The 15,567-nt window shown below is 59.5% G+C and carries 15 protein-coding genes and 1 pseudogene; 7 read left to right on the top strand and 9 right to left on the bottom strand.

Annotated features, from left to right (window positions below; genetic code table 11):
• The first annotated feature begins 571 nt into the window (after window positions 1-571).
• Together GH784_RS19110 and GH784_RS19105 are read left to right on the top strand one after the other, a co-directional pair.
• Entirely contained in the window at window positions 572-2,236 is a 1,665-nt protein-coding gene (locus tag GH784_RS19110; RefSeq protein WP_153793675.1) for an electron transfer flavoprotein-ubiquinone oxidoreductase, read from the top strand.
• A gap of 300 nt (window positions 2,237-2,536) precedes the next feature.
• Complete coding sequence (locus GH784_RS19105) at window positions 2,537-3,277, top strand: pentapeptide repeat-containing protein (RefSeq protein WP_003512182.1); 741 nt, start codon at window positions 2,537-2,539, stop codon at window positions 3,275-3,277.
• A 55-nt stretch (window positions 3,278-3,332) separates the two neighbouring features.
• On the opposite strand, the gene GH784_RS19100 is transcribed toward GH784_RS19105, so the two are convergent.
• The gene (locus GH784_RS19100) at window positions 3,333-4,349 is read right to left on the bottom strand and encodes a zinc-binding alcohol dehydrogenase family protein (protein ID WP_013635768.1); all 1,017 of its coding nucleotides are present in this window, start codon (window positions 4,347-4,349) and stop codon (window positions 3,333-3,335) included.
• Window positions 4,350-4,452: 103 nt separating this feature from the next.
• On the opposite strand from GH784_RS19100, the gene GH784_RS19095 reads away from it, so the two are divergent.
• Complete coding sequence (locus tag GH784_RS19095) at window positions 4,453-4,842, top strand: winged helix-turn-helix transcriptional regulator (RefSeq protein WP_013635769.1); 390 nt, start codon at window positions 4,453-4,455, stop codon at window positions 4,840-4,842.
• A gap of 120 nt (window positions 4,843-4,962) precedes the next feature.
• Window positions 4,963-5,799 (top strand): undecaprenyl-diphosphate phosphatase, encoded by an 837-nt coding sequence (locus GH784_RS19090; RefSeq protein ID WP_003512187.1) that lies wholly within the window; start codon window positions 4,963-4,965, stop codon window positions 5,797-5,799.
• Between the two features lie 68 nt (window positions 5,800-5,867).
• Here GH784_RS19090 and mgtE read toward each other — a convergent pair whose 3' ends face one another.
• Window positions 5,868-7,241 carry a magnesium transporter gene (gene mgtE / locus GH784_RS19085; protein WP_013635773.1) on the bottom strand — a complete coding sequence of 458 codons (1,374 nt, stop codon included), beginning with the start codon at window positions 7,239-7,241 and terminating at the stop codon, window positions 5,868-5,870.
• A 286-nt stretch (window positions 7,242-7,527) separates the two neighbouring features.
• Window positions 7,528-8,772 (bottom strand): MFS transporter, encoded by a 1,245-nt coding sequence (locus GH784_RS19080; RefSeq protein ID WP_013635774.1) that lies wholly within the window; start codon window positions 8,770-8,772, stop codon window positions 7,528-7,530.
• A gap of 235 nt (window positions 8,773-9,007) precedes the next feature.
• Between GH784_RS19080 and GH784_RS19075 the strand changes: the two genes are divergently transcribed.
• The 3 genes from GH784_RS19075 (at window position 9,008) to GH784_RS19065 (ending at window position 12,033) form a co-directional block, all read left to right on the top strand.
• Window positions 9,008-9,916 (top strand): diacylglycerol/lipid kinase family protein, encoded by a 909-nt coding sequence (locus GH784_RS19075; protein ID WP_111829004.1) that lies wholly within the window; start codon window positions 9,008-9,010, stop codon window positions 9,914-9,916.
• A 210-nt stretch (window positions 9,917-10,126) separates the two neighbouring features.
• The gene (locus tag GH784_RS19070) at window positions 10,127-11,503 is read left to right on the top strand and encodes an aspartate aminotransferase family protein (RefSeq protein WP_065704894.1); all 1,377 of its coding nucleotides are present in this window, start codon (window positions 10,127-10,129) and stop codon (window positions 11,501-11,503) included.
• Window positions 11,504-11,562: 59 nt separating this feature from the next.
• Entirely contained in the window at window positions 11,563-12,033 is a 471-nt protein-coding gene (locus GH784_RS19065) for an OsmC family protein (RefSeq protein WP_065704892.1), read from the top strand.
• Between the two features lie 4 nt (window positions 12,034-12,037).
• On the opposite strand, the gene vapC is transcribed toward GH784_RS19065, so the two are convergent.
• From vapC to GH784_RS19040, 6 genes and pseudogenes are all read right to left on the bottom strand, one after another.
• Complete coding sequence (gene vapC, locus GH784_RS19060) at window positions 12,038-12,427, bottom strand: type II toxin-antitoxin system VapC family toxin (RefSeq protein ID WP_065704890.1); 390 nt, start codon at window positions 12,425-12,427, stop codon at window positions 12,038-12,040.
• Window positions 12,424-12,654, bottom strand: a complete 231-nt coding sequence (locus GH784_RS19055; RefSeq protein WP_013635779.1) for a type II toxin-antitoxin system VapB family antitoxin — start codon at window positions 12,652-12,654, stop codon at window positions 12,424-12,426. Before GH784_RS19055 ends, vapC begins: the two co-directional genes overlap by 4 nt.
• Before the next feature lie 66 nt (window positions 12,655-12,720).
• Window positions 12,721-14,226: an AMP nucleosidase gene (amn, locus tag GH784_RS19050; protein WP_003512205.1), complete on the bottom strand. Its 1,506-nt coding sequence runs from the start codon at window positions 14,224-14,226 to the stop codon at window positions 12,721-12,723.
• A gap of 102 nt (window positions 14,227-14,328) precedes the next feature.
• Window positions 14,329-14,502, bottom strand: a complete 174-nt coding sequence (locus GH784_RS27195; RefSeq protein ID WP_003509979.1) for a hypothetical protein — start codon at window positions 14,500-14,502, stop codon at window positions 14,329-14,331.
• 11 nt (window positions 14,503-14,513) lie between these two features.
• Entirely contained in the window at window positions 14,514-14,696 is a 183-nt protein-coding gene (locus tag GH784_RS27190) for a hypothetical protein (RefSeq protein ID WP_013635780.1), read from the bottom strand.
• A gap of 159 nt (window positions 14,697-14,855) precedes the next feature.
• Window positions 14,856-15,453 (bottom strand): annotated as a pseudogene (locus tag GH784_RS19040) (hypothetical protein).
• Window positions 15,454-15,567: the final 114 nt, after the last annotated feature.

Here is a 15,567-nt window from a genome sequence, read left to right as displayed (position 1 = left end):
ATGCATATCTGTTCGCTCTCACAAGCTGGGGACAAGCGTCATGGCTGAAGTCATACTATGGTGCAGATATCCATTTCGACGATCTTCTCAACCTCAGAGGCTGGTATGAACGCGTAAAAGAACGGGATGCGGTGAAGCAGTCTATACTTGAAGAAGGTTTATCGCTGAGCTGAGTTCATCATTCTTTCCAGCACGCTATATGTCCGCAATTGGCGCAAAACTGAAGCGTCGCCATTGATGAAGCTAGCTGAATGGGCGTTTCAGTTGCGGCGATAAACGCAAGAGCGGCGCAAGTGCTGACTACCCTTGACGCCCACCCAAGCAACTCCTATTCTCAATCTTACGTGCACGTAAAAGTAATAAAATACTCATCAGGTTGTCTGACAATTGAGTGGCGTGCGACATGTTTTGCCGCTATGGAAGCTCGACAAAGCCGTCGTGCTTTGCGAAGACAGGCTAGGGCGAATGTGTTGTCGCAGACTGGCTTTTCGGCCAGTGCAGGCAACACGGTGCGAATGCCGGAAGCGGATATAACAACAGCCGGATGGGACCGGCGAGGTGAGAGGACAAGATGACGGAAGCGATGGAACTGCCGGAACGCGAAGCGATGGAATTCGACGTTGTGATCGTCGGTGCGGGTCCTGCGGGCCTTGCCGCCGCGATCCGTCTGAAGCAGGTCGAGCCGGAGCTTTCGGTCGTCATTCTGGAAAAGGGTGCTGAAGTCGGCGCGCATATTCTCTCAGGTGCCGTGGTTGATCCCATCGGCATCGACCGGCTTCTGCCCGGCTGGCGTGAGGAAGAGGGGCATCCCTTCAAGACCGAGGTCAAGGACGACCAGTTCATGTTCTTAGGCCCGGCCGGCTCCATCCGTCTGCCGAACTTCATGATGCCGCCGCTCATGAACAATCACGGCAATTACATCGTCTCGCTTGGGCTGGTCTGTCGCTGGCTGGCGGAAAAGGCGGAAGCGCTCGGCGTCGAGATCTATCCGGGCTTTGCCGCCACCGAAGTGCTTTATAATGAAGAAGGCGCAGTGATCGGTGTCGCCACCGGCGATATGGGCATCGAGAAGAACGGTGAACCCGGGCCCGCCTTCACGCGCGGCATGGAGCTGCATGGCAAATATGTGCTGATCGGCGAGGGCGTGCGCGGTTCGCTCGCCAAGCAGCTGATTTCCAGGTTTGACCTTTCGAAAGATCGCGAACCGCAGAAATTTGGCATCGGCATCAAGGAACTCTGGCAGGTCAAGCCGGAACACCACAAACAGGGCCTCGTGCAGCACTCCTTCGGCTGGCCGCTCGGTTTCAAGACCGGCGGCGGCTCGTTCCTCTATCATCTGGAGGACAATCTCGTTGCCGTCGGCTTCGTGGTGCATCTCAATTACAAGAACCCCTATCTTTATCCTTTCGAGGAATTCCAGCGCTTCAAGACGCATCCGGCCATCCGCGATACTTTCGAGGGCGGCAAGCGCATTTCCTATGGCGCGCGCGCGATTACCGAGGGCGGTTACCAGTCGGTGCCGAAGCTGACTTTCCCCGGCGGCGCGCTGATCGGCTGTTCGGCCGGTTTCGTCAATGTGCCGCGCATCAAGGGTAGCCACAATGCGGTGTTGTCGGGCATGCTGGCGGCGGAAAAAATCGCCGCGGCTATTTCCGCCGGTCGCGCCCATGATGAAGTGGCCGAGATCGAGGCGGAATGGCGCGACGGCGATATCGGCAAGGACCTGAAGCGTGTGCGCAACGTCAAGCCGCTGTGGTCGAAGTTCGGCACGCTTGTTGGCGTCGGCCTTGGCGGTCTCGACATGTGGACCAACCAGCTGTTCGGTTTCTCCGTTTTCGGCACGCTGAAACACGGCAAGACGGATGCGCAGAGCCTTGAGCCGGCCTCCAAACACAAGCCGATCGCCTATCCGAAACCGGACGGCGTTTTGACCTTCGACCGGCTGTCATCGGTGTTCCTGTCCTCCACCAACCATGAGGAAGACCAGCCGGTGCATCTTCAGGTGAAGGATATGGACTTGCAGAAGCGTTCCGAACACGACGTCTATGCCGGTCCCTCGACGCGTTATTGTCCTGCCGGCGTTTATGAGTGGGTGGAGAAGGACGGTGAGGAGGTCTACGTGATCAACGCGCAGAACTGCGTGCACTGTAAGACCTGCGATATCAAGGATCCGAACCAGAACATCAACTGGGTGCCGCCGCAGGGTGGCGAAGGGCCGGTTTACGCCAATATGTGATGGTGATGCCGGCCTGCCGGCAACCTTCGTCTTGCCCGGGCTTGCCCCGGGCATCTGCAACCGATTGATTTCACGATACGGTTGGATCCTCGCGACAAGCGAAAGGATGACGTCGCGTGCGCGAGGCATCGAAAGTCTCGTCCCCCCTAGTATTTGTGGATTGCCCTTCGATTTCTTACATATAGGATGTTGGGGTGTTGTAGCTTTGCGTGGTCCATGGATTGTGGGCCAGGAATGCGGTAACGCCTTGAATGTGCATATGTTGCGTTTGGGCCGTCGCCCGGCGGCAGGAGTGATGGAATGTCCGGCTTTCAGAGGCTGAATATCGTGCGGAATACAAGGATCGTCGCCGGTCTCGCGGCAGGTATGGTAGTTGCCGTTTCGCTCAGTGGCAGCCCGCTGATGGCCGCCAGCTGCCGCGCCGACGCCATGGCCGGCATCGACTGGCGCGAATGCAACAAGCGCCTCCTGATGCTGGGCGGCAGCAACCTCGATTCGGCGATGCTTTACGGCACGGATTTCACCTATACGGATTTGCGCGGCTCCTCGCTGAAGGGCGCCAATCTTGAAAAGGCGAAACTCATCCGGACGGCTCTTGGAGAGGCGAACCTGCAGGGCGCCAACCTGACGAAGGTGGAAGCCTACCGCAGTGACTTTTCCGCCGCCGACGCCACCAGCGCAAAATTCATCAATGCGGAAATGCAGCGGACCAATTTCAACAAGGCCAAACTGGACGGCGCGGATTTTACCAAGGCTGAACTCGGGCGTGCCGAGTTTGAAGATGCCAGCCTGTCCGGCTCGAAATTTTCGCTGACCAATCTGTCGCGTGCCAGCTTCCAGGGCGCAAAGCTCGGCGGCGCGGTGGATTTTGCCAACGCCTTCCTGCTGTTGACCCGCATAGAGGGGGTCGATCTTTCCGCCGCCACCGGCCTTGAGCAGAAACAGATCGACATAGCCTGTGGCGACGCCAAGACAAAACTGCCGAGCGGCCTGACGACGCCTGCCGCATGGCCATGCCCGGAAGATCCGGAAGACGATTGACCGGGAAGGGCGCGCTTTATCAGGCGCGCACCTCCCACTTCGTGTGACGTGAAGATCAAAAGCCCGAAAGCACGATCTTGCCCTTGGCCGTGTTGCTTTCAATCAAGGCGTGGGCCTTGATGAGGTTTGCGGCGTTGATGGTGCCGAAAACCTCGGTCAACGTCGTCTTGATCTTGCCGGCATCGACCAGTTCCGCAACGTGATTGAGCAGCTTGTGCTGTTCGATCATGTCAGGCGTCTGGAAAACCGCGCGGGCGAACATCATTTCCCAATGGATTGAAACGCATTTGCGCTTGAACGCCATGGCGTCGAAACCGCCGGCCGGATCGTCGATCAGCGCAAAACGGCCCTGCGGCGCAATGGTCGCCACGCTGTCTGCGGCGTGAATGTCGCTATGGGTGGTCGAGAATACGAAGCCCGGTGCACCAAGGCCAAGCGCTTCCACCTGCGGGGCAATCGGCTTGCTGTGATCGACGACATGATGCGCGCCGAGGTCTTTGGCCCATTGCATCGTTTCCGGCCGCGAAGCCGTGGCAATGACGGTAAGATCGGTCAGTGCGCGCAGAAGCTGGATGGCAATCGAGCCGACGCCGCCGGCGCCACCGATCACCAGAACGGCATTTGCCGCCCCCGGAACGGGCTCTGTCACCCGCAGCCGGTCGAACAGCGTCTCGTAGGCCGTGATCGCGGTCAGCGGCAGTGCCGCTGCTTCCTCGAAATTCAGCGACTTCGGTTTGGCGCCGACGATGCGCTCATCGACCAGATGGAATTCGCTGTTGGAGCCGGGGCGGTTGATGACACCAGCGTAAAACACCTCGTCGCCGGGCTTGAACAGCGATACCTTGTCGCCGACGGCTTTCACCACGCCCGCCGCATCAAAGCCCAGCACGCGGGCTGCACCGTTTTCCGGCGCCTGGTTGCGGCGAACCTTGGTGTCAACAGGATTGACCGAAACGGCCTTCACCTCCACCAGAATATCATGCCCCGTCGCTTCCGGCTGCGGCAGGTCGAGGTCGATAAGGGCATCCGTTGCGGTGATGGGCTGGCTCGTCTTGTAACCGATGGCGCGCATGAACAGTCTCCTTTGCTTGTTTGCGTGCCTCTTACTTGATACATATGAACATCGATCGCAAGAATGCACATTTTGTGATGATACATACAAAAAGGATACTGTGATGTCGCGACCGCGCGCCAAGCTTACCGGCAATTTTCCGGGCTGCCCGGTGGAGTCTGCCTTGAGTTTTCTCGACGGCAAATGGAAAGGCGTGATCCTCTATCACCTCATCAACGAGGGCACCCTGCGCTTCAACGAGTTGCGCCGCCACATCCCAAGCGTCACCCAGCGCATGCTCACCAAGCAGCTGCGGGAACTGGAAGAGGCGGGCCTGATTTCGCGCACCGTCTTCCCGGTGGTGCCGCCGCGCGTGGACTATGCGCTGACGCCACTTGGCGAAACCATGAAGCCGGTGATCTCGGCGCTGAAAAGCTGGGGCGACGCCCATGTTGTGTGCAAGAACGGCGCGAAATACACCCTTCATCCTGAGCCTGCGGAGAAGGCGGCCTGAAAAATAACGGGTAAAACCAAGCCCTCCCGCACTTCTTTTTCATGGTGCGATGCAACACGGATTTGCCCGGTTTGATGCATAATGCTGCGAATTCGATTCGCAGCAGGGACATCAAATCACATGAGCATCGGTTGGTTGGAGGCCGGATTTCTCGGCCTTTTGCAAGGACTTACGGAATTTCTTCCGGTTTCTTCAAGCGCGCATCTGAGGATAGCCGGGGAGTTTCTGCCCTCCGGTGCGGATCCGGGCGCCGCCTTCACGGCGATTACGCAGATCGGCACGGAAGCGGCGGTGCTGGTCTATTTCTGGTCCGATATCATGCGGATCGCCGCCGCCTGGCTCCGGCAGAACCTTCGCCTCGGACCCTATGACAAGTCCGATGCGCGGCTTGGCTGGCTGATCATCGTCGGCTCGGTGCCGATCGTGCTGCTCGGCCTGTTCTTCAAGGATGCCATCGAGCATTCGCTGCGCAATCTCTATATCACCGCCGTAATGCTGATTGTCTTCGGCATCATTCTCGGCGTCGCCGACAGGATCGGCAAGAAGCGCTACAAGCTGAACCAGCTGATCTGGCGTGATGGCATCCTGTTCGGTTTCGCGCAGGCCATGGCGCTCATCCCCGGCGTCTCGCGCTCGGGCGGCACCATCAGCGCCGGCCTGCTGTTAGGCTACACGCGCGAGGCGGCCGCACGATATTCCTTCCTGCTCGCCGTTCCCGCCGTCTTCGGTTCCGGTTTCTACCAGCTGTTCAAAAGCATCGGCGAGGAGAACCCTGTAGGCTGGGGCCAGACGGGGCTCGCAACCCTGATCGCCTTCGTCGTCGGTTACGCCGTGATCGTTGTCTTCCTCAAGCTGGTCTCCACCAAGAGCTACATGCCCTTCGTCTGGTACCGGGTGGTCATCGGCGTCATTCTTTTGGGACTTCTCGGAACGGGCGTTATCAGCGCCGGCGGTTGAGGGGTGGTTGCCCTGTCGAAAACTCTGCAAATGAAAAGGCCCGCTCTTTCGAGCGGGCCTTTTGTGTTTCAGAGCAGCGTGCCGCTGAGGATCACCAGCGCCACCGAGAAGTAGATGACGAGGCCGCTGACATCCACCAGCGTGGCGACGAACGGCGCAGATGCGCTGGCTGGATCCAGCCGCAGACGCTGCAGCAGGAATGGCAGCATGGAGCCGGCCAGCGAGCCGAAGGTGACGATGCCGACGAGTGCGGCAAAGACGGTGGCGCCCACCAGCAGCCAGTGGTCGCCATAATCATAAAAGCCTGCCTGCTGCCAGATGGTCAGACGCAGGAAGCCGATGGCGCCGAGAATGCAGCCGAGCGTCAGGCCCGTCGGGATTTCCCGCAGCAGCACCCGCCACCAGTCCGAAAGCTTCAGTTCGCCGAGCGCCAGCGCCCGGATGATGAGCGAGGTGGCCTGCGAACCGGAGTTGCCGCCTGATGACATGATGAGCGGAATGAACAGCGTCAGCACGACGGCTTTTTCCAGCTCGCCTTCAAAATGCTGCATGGCGCTTGCCGTCAGCATTTCACCCAGGAACAGGGCAGCCAGCCAGCCTGCGCGCTTGCGGATCATGTCCGGAAAACCCATTGCCATATAGGGCTTGCCGAGTGCTTCCATACCACCGAACTTGTGAGCGTCTTCCGTGGTGTCGGCGATCATGGTGTCGATCACGTCGTCGACCGTGACGATGCCGAGAATGTGCGAATGATCGTCAACGACGGGAAGCGCCAGAAGGTCGTGCTTGCGGATGAGCCGGGCAACATCCTCCTGCGACATCAAGGGGCTGGCACAGACGATGCCTTCCTTCGATGCGACGGAGAGAATGGAGGCGCCGGCCTCGCCGGTCAGCAGGCGACGCAGCGTCACGACGGTGGACAGCGTTCCGTCCTGCGCCAGCACATAGATGGCATAGACCGTTTCACGCGACCGCTCGACGACGCGGATGTGCGAAAGGGTCTGTTCCACCGTCCAGTTATCCGGCACGCTGACGAATTCCGTGGTCATGATCGAGCCGGCGGTGCGCGGCGGATAACCCATCAGATGTTTGATGGAGAGCGCGGTCGTGCGGTCCAGCCGGGAGAACAGCTTTGCGCGCGGCTCTTCGTCCATTTCCGCCATGACGTCGGCAACGCGGTCGTCAGACATCAGGTTGACGAAGCGGGCGGCCTGGTCAAGCGGAATGCCGGCAATGATGGCGGCTGCGTCATGCAGTTCCGGCCGGTCGAGAATGGCGACGGCCTTTGCCTGCGGCATGGCGAGCAGGGCGGCGACTGCCTCATGTGTATCGAGTGTGTTGAGGTGCTCGACGCGTTCTGCAATGGTGGTGGAACCGGCATTTCCGCTGCGGAGAAGACGTGCGGCCTTGCTGGCTCTCTGGGAGAGGGTGTGGAAGTTCATGATTGCTCACCTTTCCGTCGATTCGCCGATTACGACGAACGCGGTGGTGAGCCGACAGGTGCCGGATCAGTTCCCGTTCGCCGCTTTCGGCAAAGGCAATCGACTACTACTGTCGCTAGACATCAAATGATGCTCCGTTAAAATCCGCGCTGTGCCGGGTCACGGCCTGCGCGTAACGCCGTGTTGCGCCCGAAACCAAAAAGAGTCAAGCGAGCCGATCGTGAAATTTCCGTAAGGTTTATTGCAGGTGCCGGAACGGGTGTTCCGGCCGCTGAAAAACCGGCTTTCAGCCGGCTTTTGCGCGCCGTTCGACGGTGACGGACACAAGGAAAACGCCAAGCCCGAGAAGCGAAAGAACAGCGCCCACATAACCGGTGGAGGCATATCCATAGCCCATGGCGATGACCATGCCGCCAAGCCATGCGCCGAGCGCGTTGGCGATGTTGAAGGCGGAGTGGTTGGAGGCAGCCGCAAGCGTCTGCGCATCCGCTGCCACATCCATCAGCCGCGTCTGCACGGCGGGGCAGGCGGCAAAACCGCAGCCGATCAGGAAGACGCAGAGACACATCATGAACGGGTCATGCGCCGTCATGCCGAACACGGCCATCACCACCACGTTAAAGGCGAGCATGCCGCCGATCGTGCCGTTGAGCGAGATATCGGCCAGCCGCGAGCCGACCACATTGCCGACATTCATGCCGATGCCGAAGAGGGCGAGCACCATGGAGACGGTGGAAACCGGCATCATCGCGACATCGGTGGTGGTCTTGGCGATATAGCTGAAGACCGAGAACATGCCGCCGAAACCGACCGATGCGATGGCGAGCGTCAGCCACACCTGCACGCGGCGGAAAGCCCCGAGTTCACGCCAAACGCTGGCACCTTCCTCTACCCTGTCGCGCGGCTGGAATAGCCACAACAGGGCGACGGTCAACAGCCCGATGCCGCCGACCAGCATGAAGGCCGCGCGCCAGGAGAGCATCTGTCCGAAGAAAGTGGCAAGCGGCGTTCCAAGCAGCGTGGCGATGGTGAGGCCGAGCATGACGCGGCCAACGGCGCGGGCACGTTTGTGGATTGGCGCCATGGAGGCGGCCACCAGCGCTGCAACGCCGAAATAGGCGCCGTGCGGCAGGCCGGTGATGAAGCGCAGCACGGTGAAGCTCAGGAAATCAGGTGCGACGGCGCTCAAGATATTGCCGAGTGCGAAAAGTCCCATGAGGCCGAGAAGCAGGGTGCGCCGCGTCATGCGCGCAGCCAGCACCGCGATGATGGGCGCGCCGATGACGACACCCAGTGCATAGGCCGTGATGACGTAACCTGCCTGGGGCACTGTGACGCCATAGGTCGTTGCGACGTCAGGCAGCAGGCCCATGATGGCGAATTCGCCGGTACCGATGCCGAAACCGCCGGCCGCAAGCGCCAGTTCGATAAGTGCGACGGCAAACGGCGTCAGTGCCACGGCAGGCCTTGCCGCAACAACGGTTTCACTCTCCGCCTCGAGGCGGGCTTCCGACAAATTCGAATGGCTCATTGCGACCTGAAAAGGGGGAGGACCCCACAGAAAAAAGGGCAAGACCGTATGGGAACGGCCTGCCCTGACTGGAGATGCGCGGTCATGAAAATGACCTTAAGTGATATCTAACATGAAATGATGCATTGCGGTAGAGCGATTCTCGGCAAAAGAGCATCTTCACGCGATGGTGTTTGGAACCCTATATAACCCCAAGCATTTACGCGCGGCTGCCTCACAGGATCAGGTTGGAAATATGAAGCTCATTGCAATTTTCAATCGTGACGGCGGCACCTTCCGCACCACGGATATGGATGCCTATTGCGACCACGCCCGCGAGGTCTTTTCCCGCGCCGGCCACACAATCGACTGCCGCGTGGTCTCCGGCAGTGAAGTCGTCGAGGAGATGGAACGCGCCGCCGATGAGCCTGATATCGAAGGCATCATTGCCGGCGGTGGTGATGGAACGATTTCGGCCGCTGCCGGTATCGCCTGGAAACACGGCATCGCGCTCGGTATCGTACCGGCCGGCACCATGAACCTGTTCGCCCGCTCGCTGAAGCTGCCGCTCGATATCCGCCAGGTCCTGGAGACACTGGCGAATGGCGAGATCGCCAATGTCGATATCGCCAGCGCCAACGGCCGTCTTTTCGTCCACCAGTTTTCCGCAGGCCTGCATTCGCGCATGGTGCGCTATCGCAACAATCTCGCCTTCGCCTCCCGCCTTGGCAAGATCAAGGCAAGCGTCCGCGCCGCCATCAGCGTCATTCTCAATCCGCCGGTCTTCGAGGTGGAATATACGGTCAATGGCAAGACGCAGCGCCGCAAGGTGTCAGCAATTTCCGTCTCCAACAATGAATTCGGGCAGAACTCGCTTCTGGTCGCGGATAATGTCTCGGGCGGCCATCTCGGCTTCTATCTCACCGATCCCCTGCGCCCCTCGGGCGTGGCAAGGCTCGCTTTCGACATCCTGCGCGGCAAGCTGAAGGAAAACGCTGCTGTAACGGCCACGACCGTCACGGGTGTGGAACTTCATTTCCCCAAAAAGCGCCATGACGTGCGCTGCGTCATCGATGGCGAATTGCTGCCGATGGAGCGCGACGTGGCACTCGAAGTCCATGCCGGCGAATTGAAGGTGCTGGTGGGGCGAGGGGTCGTGGCGTAGCGCACCACCTCCATAACGGTGCAATCGAACCTGCTTCAAGATAGCCGCTCGTTTCTTCTCCCCGGCGGGGAGTAGAAACAAGCGGCAAGGCCGAATCATCGTCTCGATCCCCCAAAAAACGCCAGTCTTGCCAAATCGAAGCCGCCCGGCCATGTTCGGTTGGGTGCGGCTCCGGAAGGCGCCGTCGTCTTTGCGGGAGTGCGATCTGTCATGAATGAAGTCTCCAAGCCGGTGTCCAACCTTGCCGCCATCGATGCCGCCCATCACCTTCACCCCTTTTCCGATATGGGTAAGCTGAACGCGAGCGGCACCCGCATCATCGAGCGTGCAGAAGGCGTCTTCATCTATGACAGCACCGGCAAGAAGTATCTCGACGCCTTTGCCGGACTATGGTGCGTCAATATCGGTTACGGACGCCGCGAGATCGCCGATGTCGTGCAGCGCCAGATGAACGAACTGCCCTATTACAACGCCTTTTTCGGCACTACGACACCATCAGCTACACTTCTGGCTCAGAAGATCGCTTCCCGTGCCGGGCCGAAGATGAACCATGTGTTCTTCACCAATTCCGGTTCGGAAGCCACCGACACCTGGTTCCGCATGGCGCGTGTCTACTGGAAGGCGCTCGGCCATCCGACGAAGACCAAGGTGATCGCTCGCCGCAACGGCTATCACGGCTCTACGGTCGCTGGCGCTTCGCTCGGCGGCATGAAGTGGATGCACGAGCAGGGCAATCTGCCGATCGAGGGTATCGCCCATATCGGCCAACCCTATTGGTATGCGGAAGGCGGCGATCTCTCACCCGCGGAATTCGGCCTGAAGGTGGCCCGCGAACTGGAAGCGAAGATAGAAGAGCTCGGTGAAGATAATGTCGCGGCTTTCGTGGCGGAACCCATTCAGGGCGCCGGTGGGGTCATTGTGCCACCGGAAACCTACTGGCCGGAAATCGCCCGCATCTGCAAGGCGCGCAACATTCTGCTGGTGTCCGACGAGGTGATCTGCGGTTTCGGCCGCCTCGGTTCCTGGTTCGGCTACCAGCATTTCGGCGTGGAGCCGGATCTCGCGCCCGTCGCCAAGGGCCTGTCATCCGGTTATCTGCCGATTGGCGGCGTCCTCGTTTCCGACCGGGTGGCGGAGGTGATGTTGTCCGAGGTCGGTGATTTCAACCATGGCTTCACCTATTCCGGCCACCCCGTCTGCGCCGCCGCCGCTCTGGAAAATATTCGTATCATCGAGGATGAGGGGCTGGTGGAACGGGTGCGGGATGATATCGGCCCTTATTTTTCGCAAGGCTGGAAAAGCCTCACCGACCACGAGTTGGTGGGTGAGGCAGTGAATGTCGGCCTCATGGGTGGCCTGCAGCTTGCGGCCGACAAGGCGACCCGCAGGCGTTTTGCCAAGCCGGATGACATCGGCACCGCCGTGCGCAACCATTGCCTGGCAAACGGCCTCGTCATGCGTGCCACCGGCGACCGCATGCTGGCATCACCGGCGCTGACGATCAGCCGCTCGGAGGTGGACCAGATCATCGAGACTCTGCGCAAGGGGCTCGATCACCTGCGCGATACACCAGAGCATTTCCAATAAAGCGCGTAGTTGTTTTTTACGTCCGGGAAATGCGACAAAAACTCTAAGGGAGAAATGAAATGGCAGGACAGGAACATCACTATGCCGTTCAGGTGAAGTGGACCGGCAATCGCGGCAAGGGTACCTCGGGCTACCGTGACTATGAACGCGACTACACGATTTCCACGTCCGGAAAAGCGGATATCGCCGGCTCTTCAGATCCCGCCTTTCGCGGCGATGCCTCCCGCTGGAACCCGGAAGACCTGCTGGTTGCCTCGCTCTCGGCGTGCCACAAGCTATGGTACCTGCATTTCTGCTCCGTCAACGGCATCATCGTTGAAGACTATGTCGACAATGCCGAAGGCACGCTGGTTATGGAAAAGGACGGCGCCGGGCAATTCAGCGAGGTAGTGTTGAAACCGGTCATCACCATCTCGAAGGGTGATCTTGCGCGGGCTGATGAGTTGCACCACGATGCCCACGACAAATGCTTCATCGCCCGGTCGGTGAATTTTCCCGTGCGTGTGGAGGGGACAGTGAAGGTGCTTTGAAAGATCAGGCCAGTCGCAGACCGAGATGATCGGCCATAGGCTGAAAGTCTCGGTCGTTGTGCAGCAGTTCGTATCCGTTTTCGCTGCAGTAAGTGCCGATGATGAGGTCGTTGTTTTTACGGATCGTATAACCGCGCCCCCGTAGGAAGCGGTAATTCGAGGCAGCCTTGATAGCGAGTTGGGGAGACATCATCGCGACGCAGGGAAATTCGCTTAACATTTGCTCCAGACGGCGAGCATGTTGGCCGTCGCGTGCACCCTGAAGAACCTCCAGGAGAACAATGTCTCCGACAAGGATGTTACTCTGCGTTATGGCGGTGCGAAGCTTTAAAGCGAGGGCGGGTGAATCTTTTCGAATGAGCGAAATCCATGCAGACGTATCTGCGACGATCATTTGGAATCCTCTATGTCCCAATCCGTTTCCGCATCCCAGTCCGTCCGCATCTCATCCAGATTGCCTTCCCAGCCCATGCCCTCTAATGCATCAAGCGCACGCATTTGACGGTGAATGCGCACGAGATCCCGCAATGCCTTTTCTACCGTCGCTTTTTTGGTGGAGAGACCGGTTATTTCCATCGCCTCGGCGATCAAGGCGTCATCAAGTTCAATGTTGGTGCGCATTGGGAAAACCTTGGTGTATCGATTTTCGAAACAATACACCAAGGACGTTTCTAGCGATATCTATTTTTACTGGAACGCCGTCTCGTAGAAGCTTCTGAGCTTGCGCGAATGCAGCGTTTCCGTTGGCATGGCGGCGAGTTTCTGCACGGCGCGGATGCCGATCTGCAGATGCTGGGCAACCTGCGTGCGGTAGAACTCCGTCGCCATGCCCGGCAGCTTCAATTCGCCGTGCAGCGGCTTGTCGGAGACGCAGAGGAGGGTGCCGTAGGGCACGCGGAACCGGAAGCCGTTGGCCGCGATGGTGGCCGATTCCATGTCGAGTGCGATGGCGCGCGATTGCGACAGACGCTTGACCGGGCCCGCCTGGTCGCGAAGCTCCCAGTTGCGGTTGTCGATCGTGGCGACGGTGCCGGTACGCATGATGCGCTTCAGCTCGAAGCCCTCGTAACCGGTGACTTCCGCAACCGCACCTTCCAGCGCCAGCTGCACTTCCGCCAGAGCCGGGATCGGCACCCAGACCGGCAGGTCGTCGTCCAGAACGTGGTCCTCACGCACATAGGCGTGTGCCAGCACATAATCGCCAAGGCGCTGGCTGTTGCGCAGGCCGGCGCAATGGCCAACCATCAGCCAGGCATGCGGGCGCAGCACGGCGATATGGTCGGTGATCGTCTTGGCGTTGGAAGGGCCGACGCCGATATTGACCAGCGTAATGCCGGCATGGCCCTTTTTCTTCAGGTGATAGGCTGGCATCTGCGGCAGGCGGCCAAGCACCGCATCCGTGTCCGGCCTGTCGGAGCCAGCAGGGGTGATGATGTTGCCCGGCTCCACGAAGGCCGTGTAGCCTTCGCCACCATTCTTCATCAACTGCCGCGCCCATGCGGCGAATTCGTCGATATAGAACTGGTAGTTGGTGAACAGCACGAAGTTCTGGAAATGGCTGGCGCTCGTTGCCGTATAATGGCTGAGGCGCGCCAGCGAATAATCGATGCGCTGCGCGGTGAACGGCGCAAGCGGCGCGGGTTCGCCGGGCACCTGATCATATTCGCCATTGGCGATGAGATCGTCGGTGTTGTTGAGATCGGGCGTGTCGAAAAGATCGCGCAACGGCACGTCGGACAGCGAGGATGCCGCCGCCGCCTCGACATAAGCGCCTTCGCCGAAGGCGAAATGCAGCGGAATGGGCGTGGCCGATTCGGCAACCGTCACCGGAACGCCGTGGTTCTTGATCAGAAGCCCCAGCTGCTCTTTCAGGTAGTGGCGGAAAAGCTCCGGCCGGGTGATCGTCGTCGTATAGACGCCGGGGGAGGTGACATGGCCATAGGAAAGGCGCGAATCAACATGACCGAAAGTGGATGTCTCGAGGCTGACCTGCGGATAACAGGCGCGGTAGCGGCCGGTAATCGGCGCACCCTTGGCAAGTTCGGTGAAGGAGTTGATGAGGAACGCCGTATTGCGTTCGTAAAGCGCGGTCAAAGCCTCGACAGCTTCTTTCGGGTCCGTGAACGTCTGCGGCGCGAAAGGCTCGGGGCTGATGAAGGAGAAGGGCGGAATCGTTCGTTTTGCTATTGTCATGGCCCATTATAGGAGGCCTATTTCGACAGGCAAGCGACAGAAATACGAAGAAACTGAAAAGAAACGGAAAAATGGCTGCGGCAAAGGGCAGGCGGTGAAATCTCAGCCGAGCGCGCCGCGTTGCAGGCTCATCAGCAGGACGAAACCGGCGCCCTTTGATGCCGGGCGGGGATCTGCCTTGTAAACTGCAAGTCCCGCCACCGGGCCTAGAAAGATCGATGCCATCAGCACCAGTCTCAGTGCGGAAAACAGGCCGTTGGAAAAGCTCGTCGTCATCGGCCGGTCCCTTACAGCACGACGGGGCAATTGGCGGCGGGTGCCGGGCTGTGCTGGCAGGCAAGCGCCGCACCCGCATTCACCCGCTGAAAGCTGCGGTTGGGATTAACGACGAGCGAGGCGAAGGACATGGCGAAGATCGCCATGAGAAACGCGAAGATTGCCAGCCGGCTGATCAACTTTGTCATGTCCATTCCCCTTTATTGGAGTTCATGGACAGAGTTTTGCCACACTCGGACTGAACGGACCCTGAGACCCCGGTTCATATGGTGTTCAGGGAGATTAATGGGATACTTCCAGTGTGAATTAGGGCGGTGGCTGGCTTCAGCGGCCTCAAATCGCCTGCTTTTGCATCACGCCGGAGAGGCTACCGCACGGGCTGTGAGTTCGTTGACGAGGCCATCGAATGCTTCGGGATTGGCGATGTCGACGATCGGGACGTGATGGTGTCGCGCGGATGCCAGCATTTCGGTATTTTCGCGCAAGGACCGCTCAATGAAGGCGTCCATGATCCGGCGCTGGCCCGCCGTCGCATCTTTATATTCTGCATGCGCGCGCATTCTGTCGGAGAGAAAGTCATTCTGTGCGTGAAGAAAGACCCCCGGCAACCGTTCTGCCCAGCAGGGGCGCTATAAATTCCGGCCGCAAGGCCGCGCCCTCGAAGACGACGATATTGCCGGTGCCTGTCTTGCTGTCGATCAGCCCGCGCACAAGCGGCCAGATATTCTGGTGATGCACCTTCAGAAACCAATGGATCGTTTCTGCCGACAGCTGCCTGTAATATTCCTCCACAGGCGCGGGTATGCCCGGCCATGGCCTCCCTGGGTGGCGTGCCAGGCTGTCGGTTGAAATTGCCTCGCAGTGGAGCTTTTCGCTTAACAGGCCGGCTAGGGTGCTTTTGCCGACATGGGACGTACCCGAAATCAGGATTATGGAAAGGGCGGTAGGCATGCTTCGCTCTTAAGAGTGTTCGTTCGGGTCGCGACGATACATCAACGGATATATGCGTTACACACGACGTCCGTCTGCGACGACGGACAGGCTGTTACAAGCCTGTCCGCCGCA

Origin of the sequence: Agrobacterium tumefaciens, assembly GCF_009649785.1 — a bacterium.
GTDB lineage: Bacteria > Pseudomonadota > Alphaproteobacteria > Rhizobiales > Rhizobiaceae > Agrobacterium > Agrobacterium tumefaciens.
This window is presented reverse-complemented; position numbering and strand designations above follow the sequence as displayed.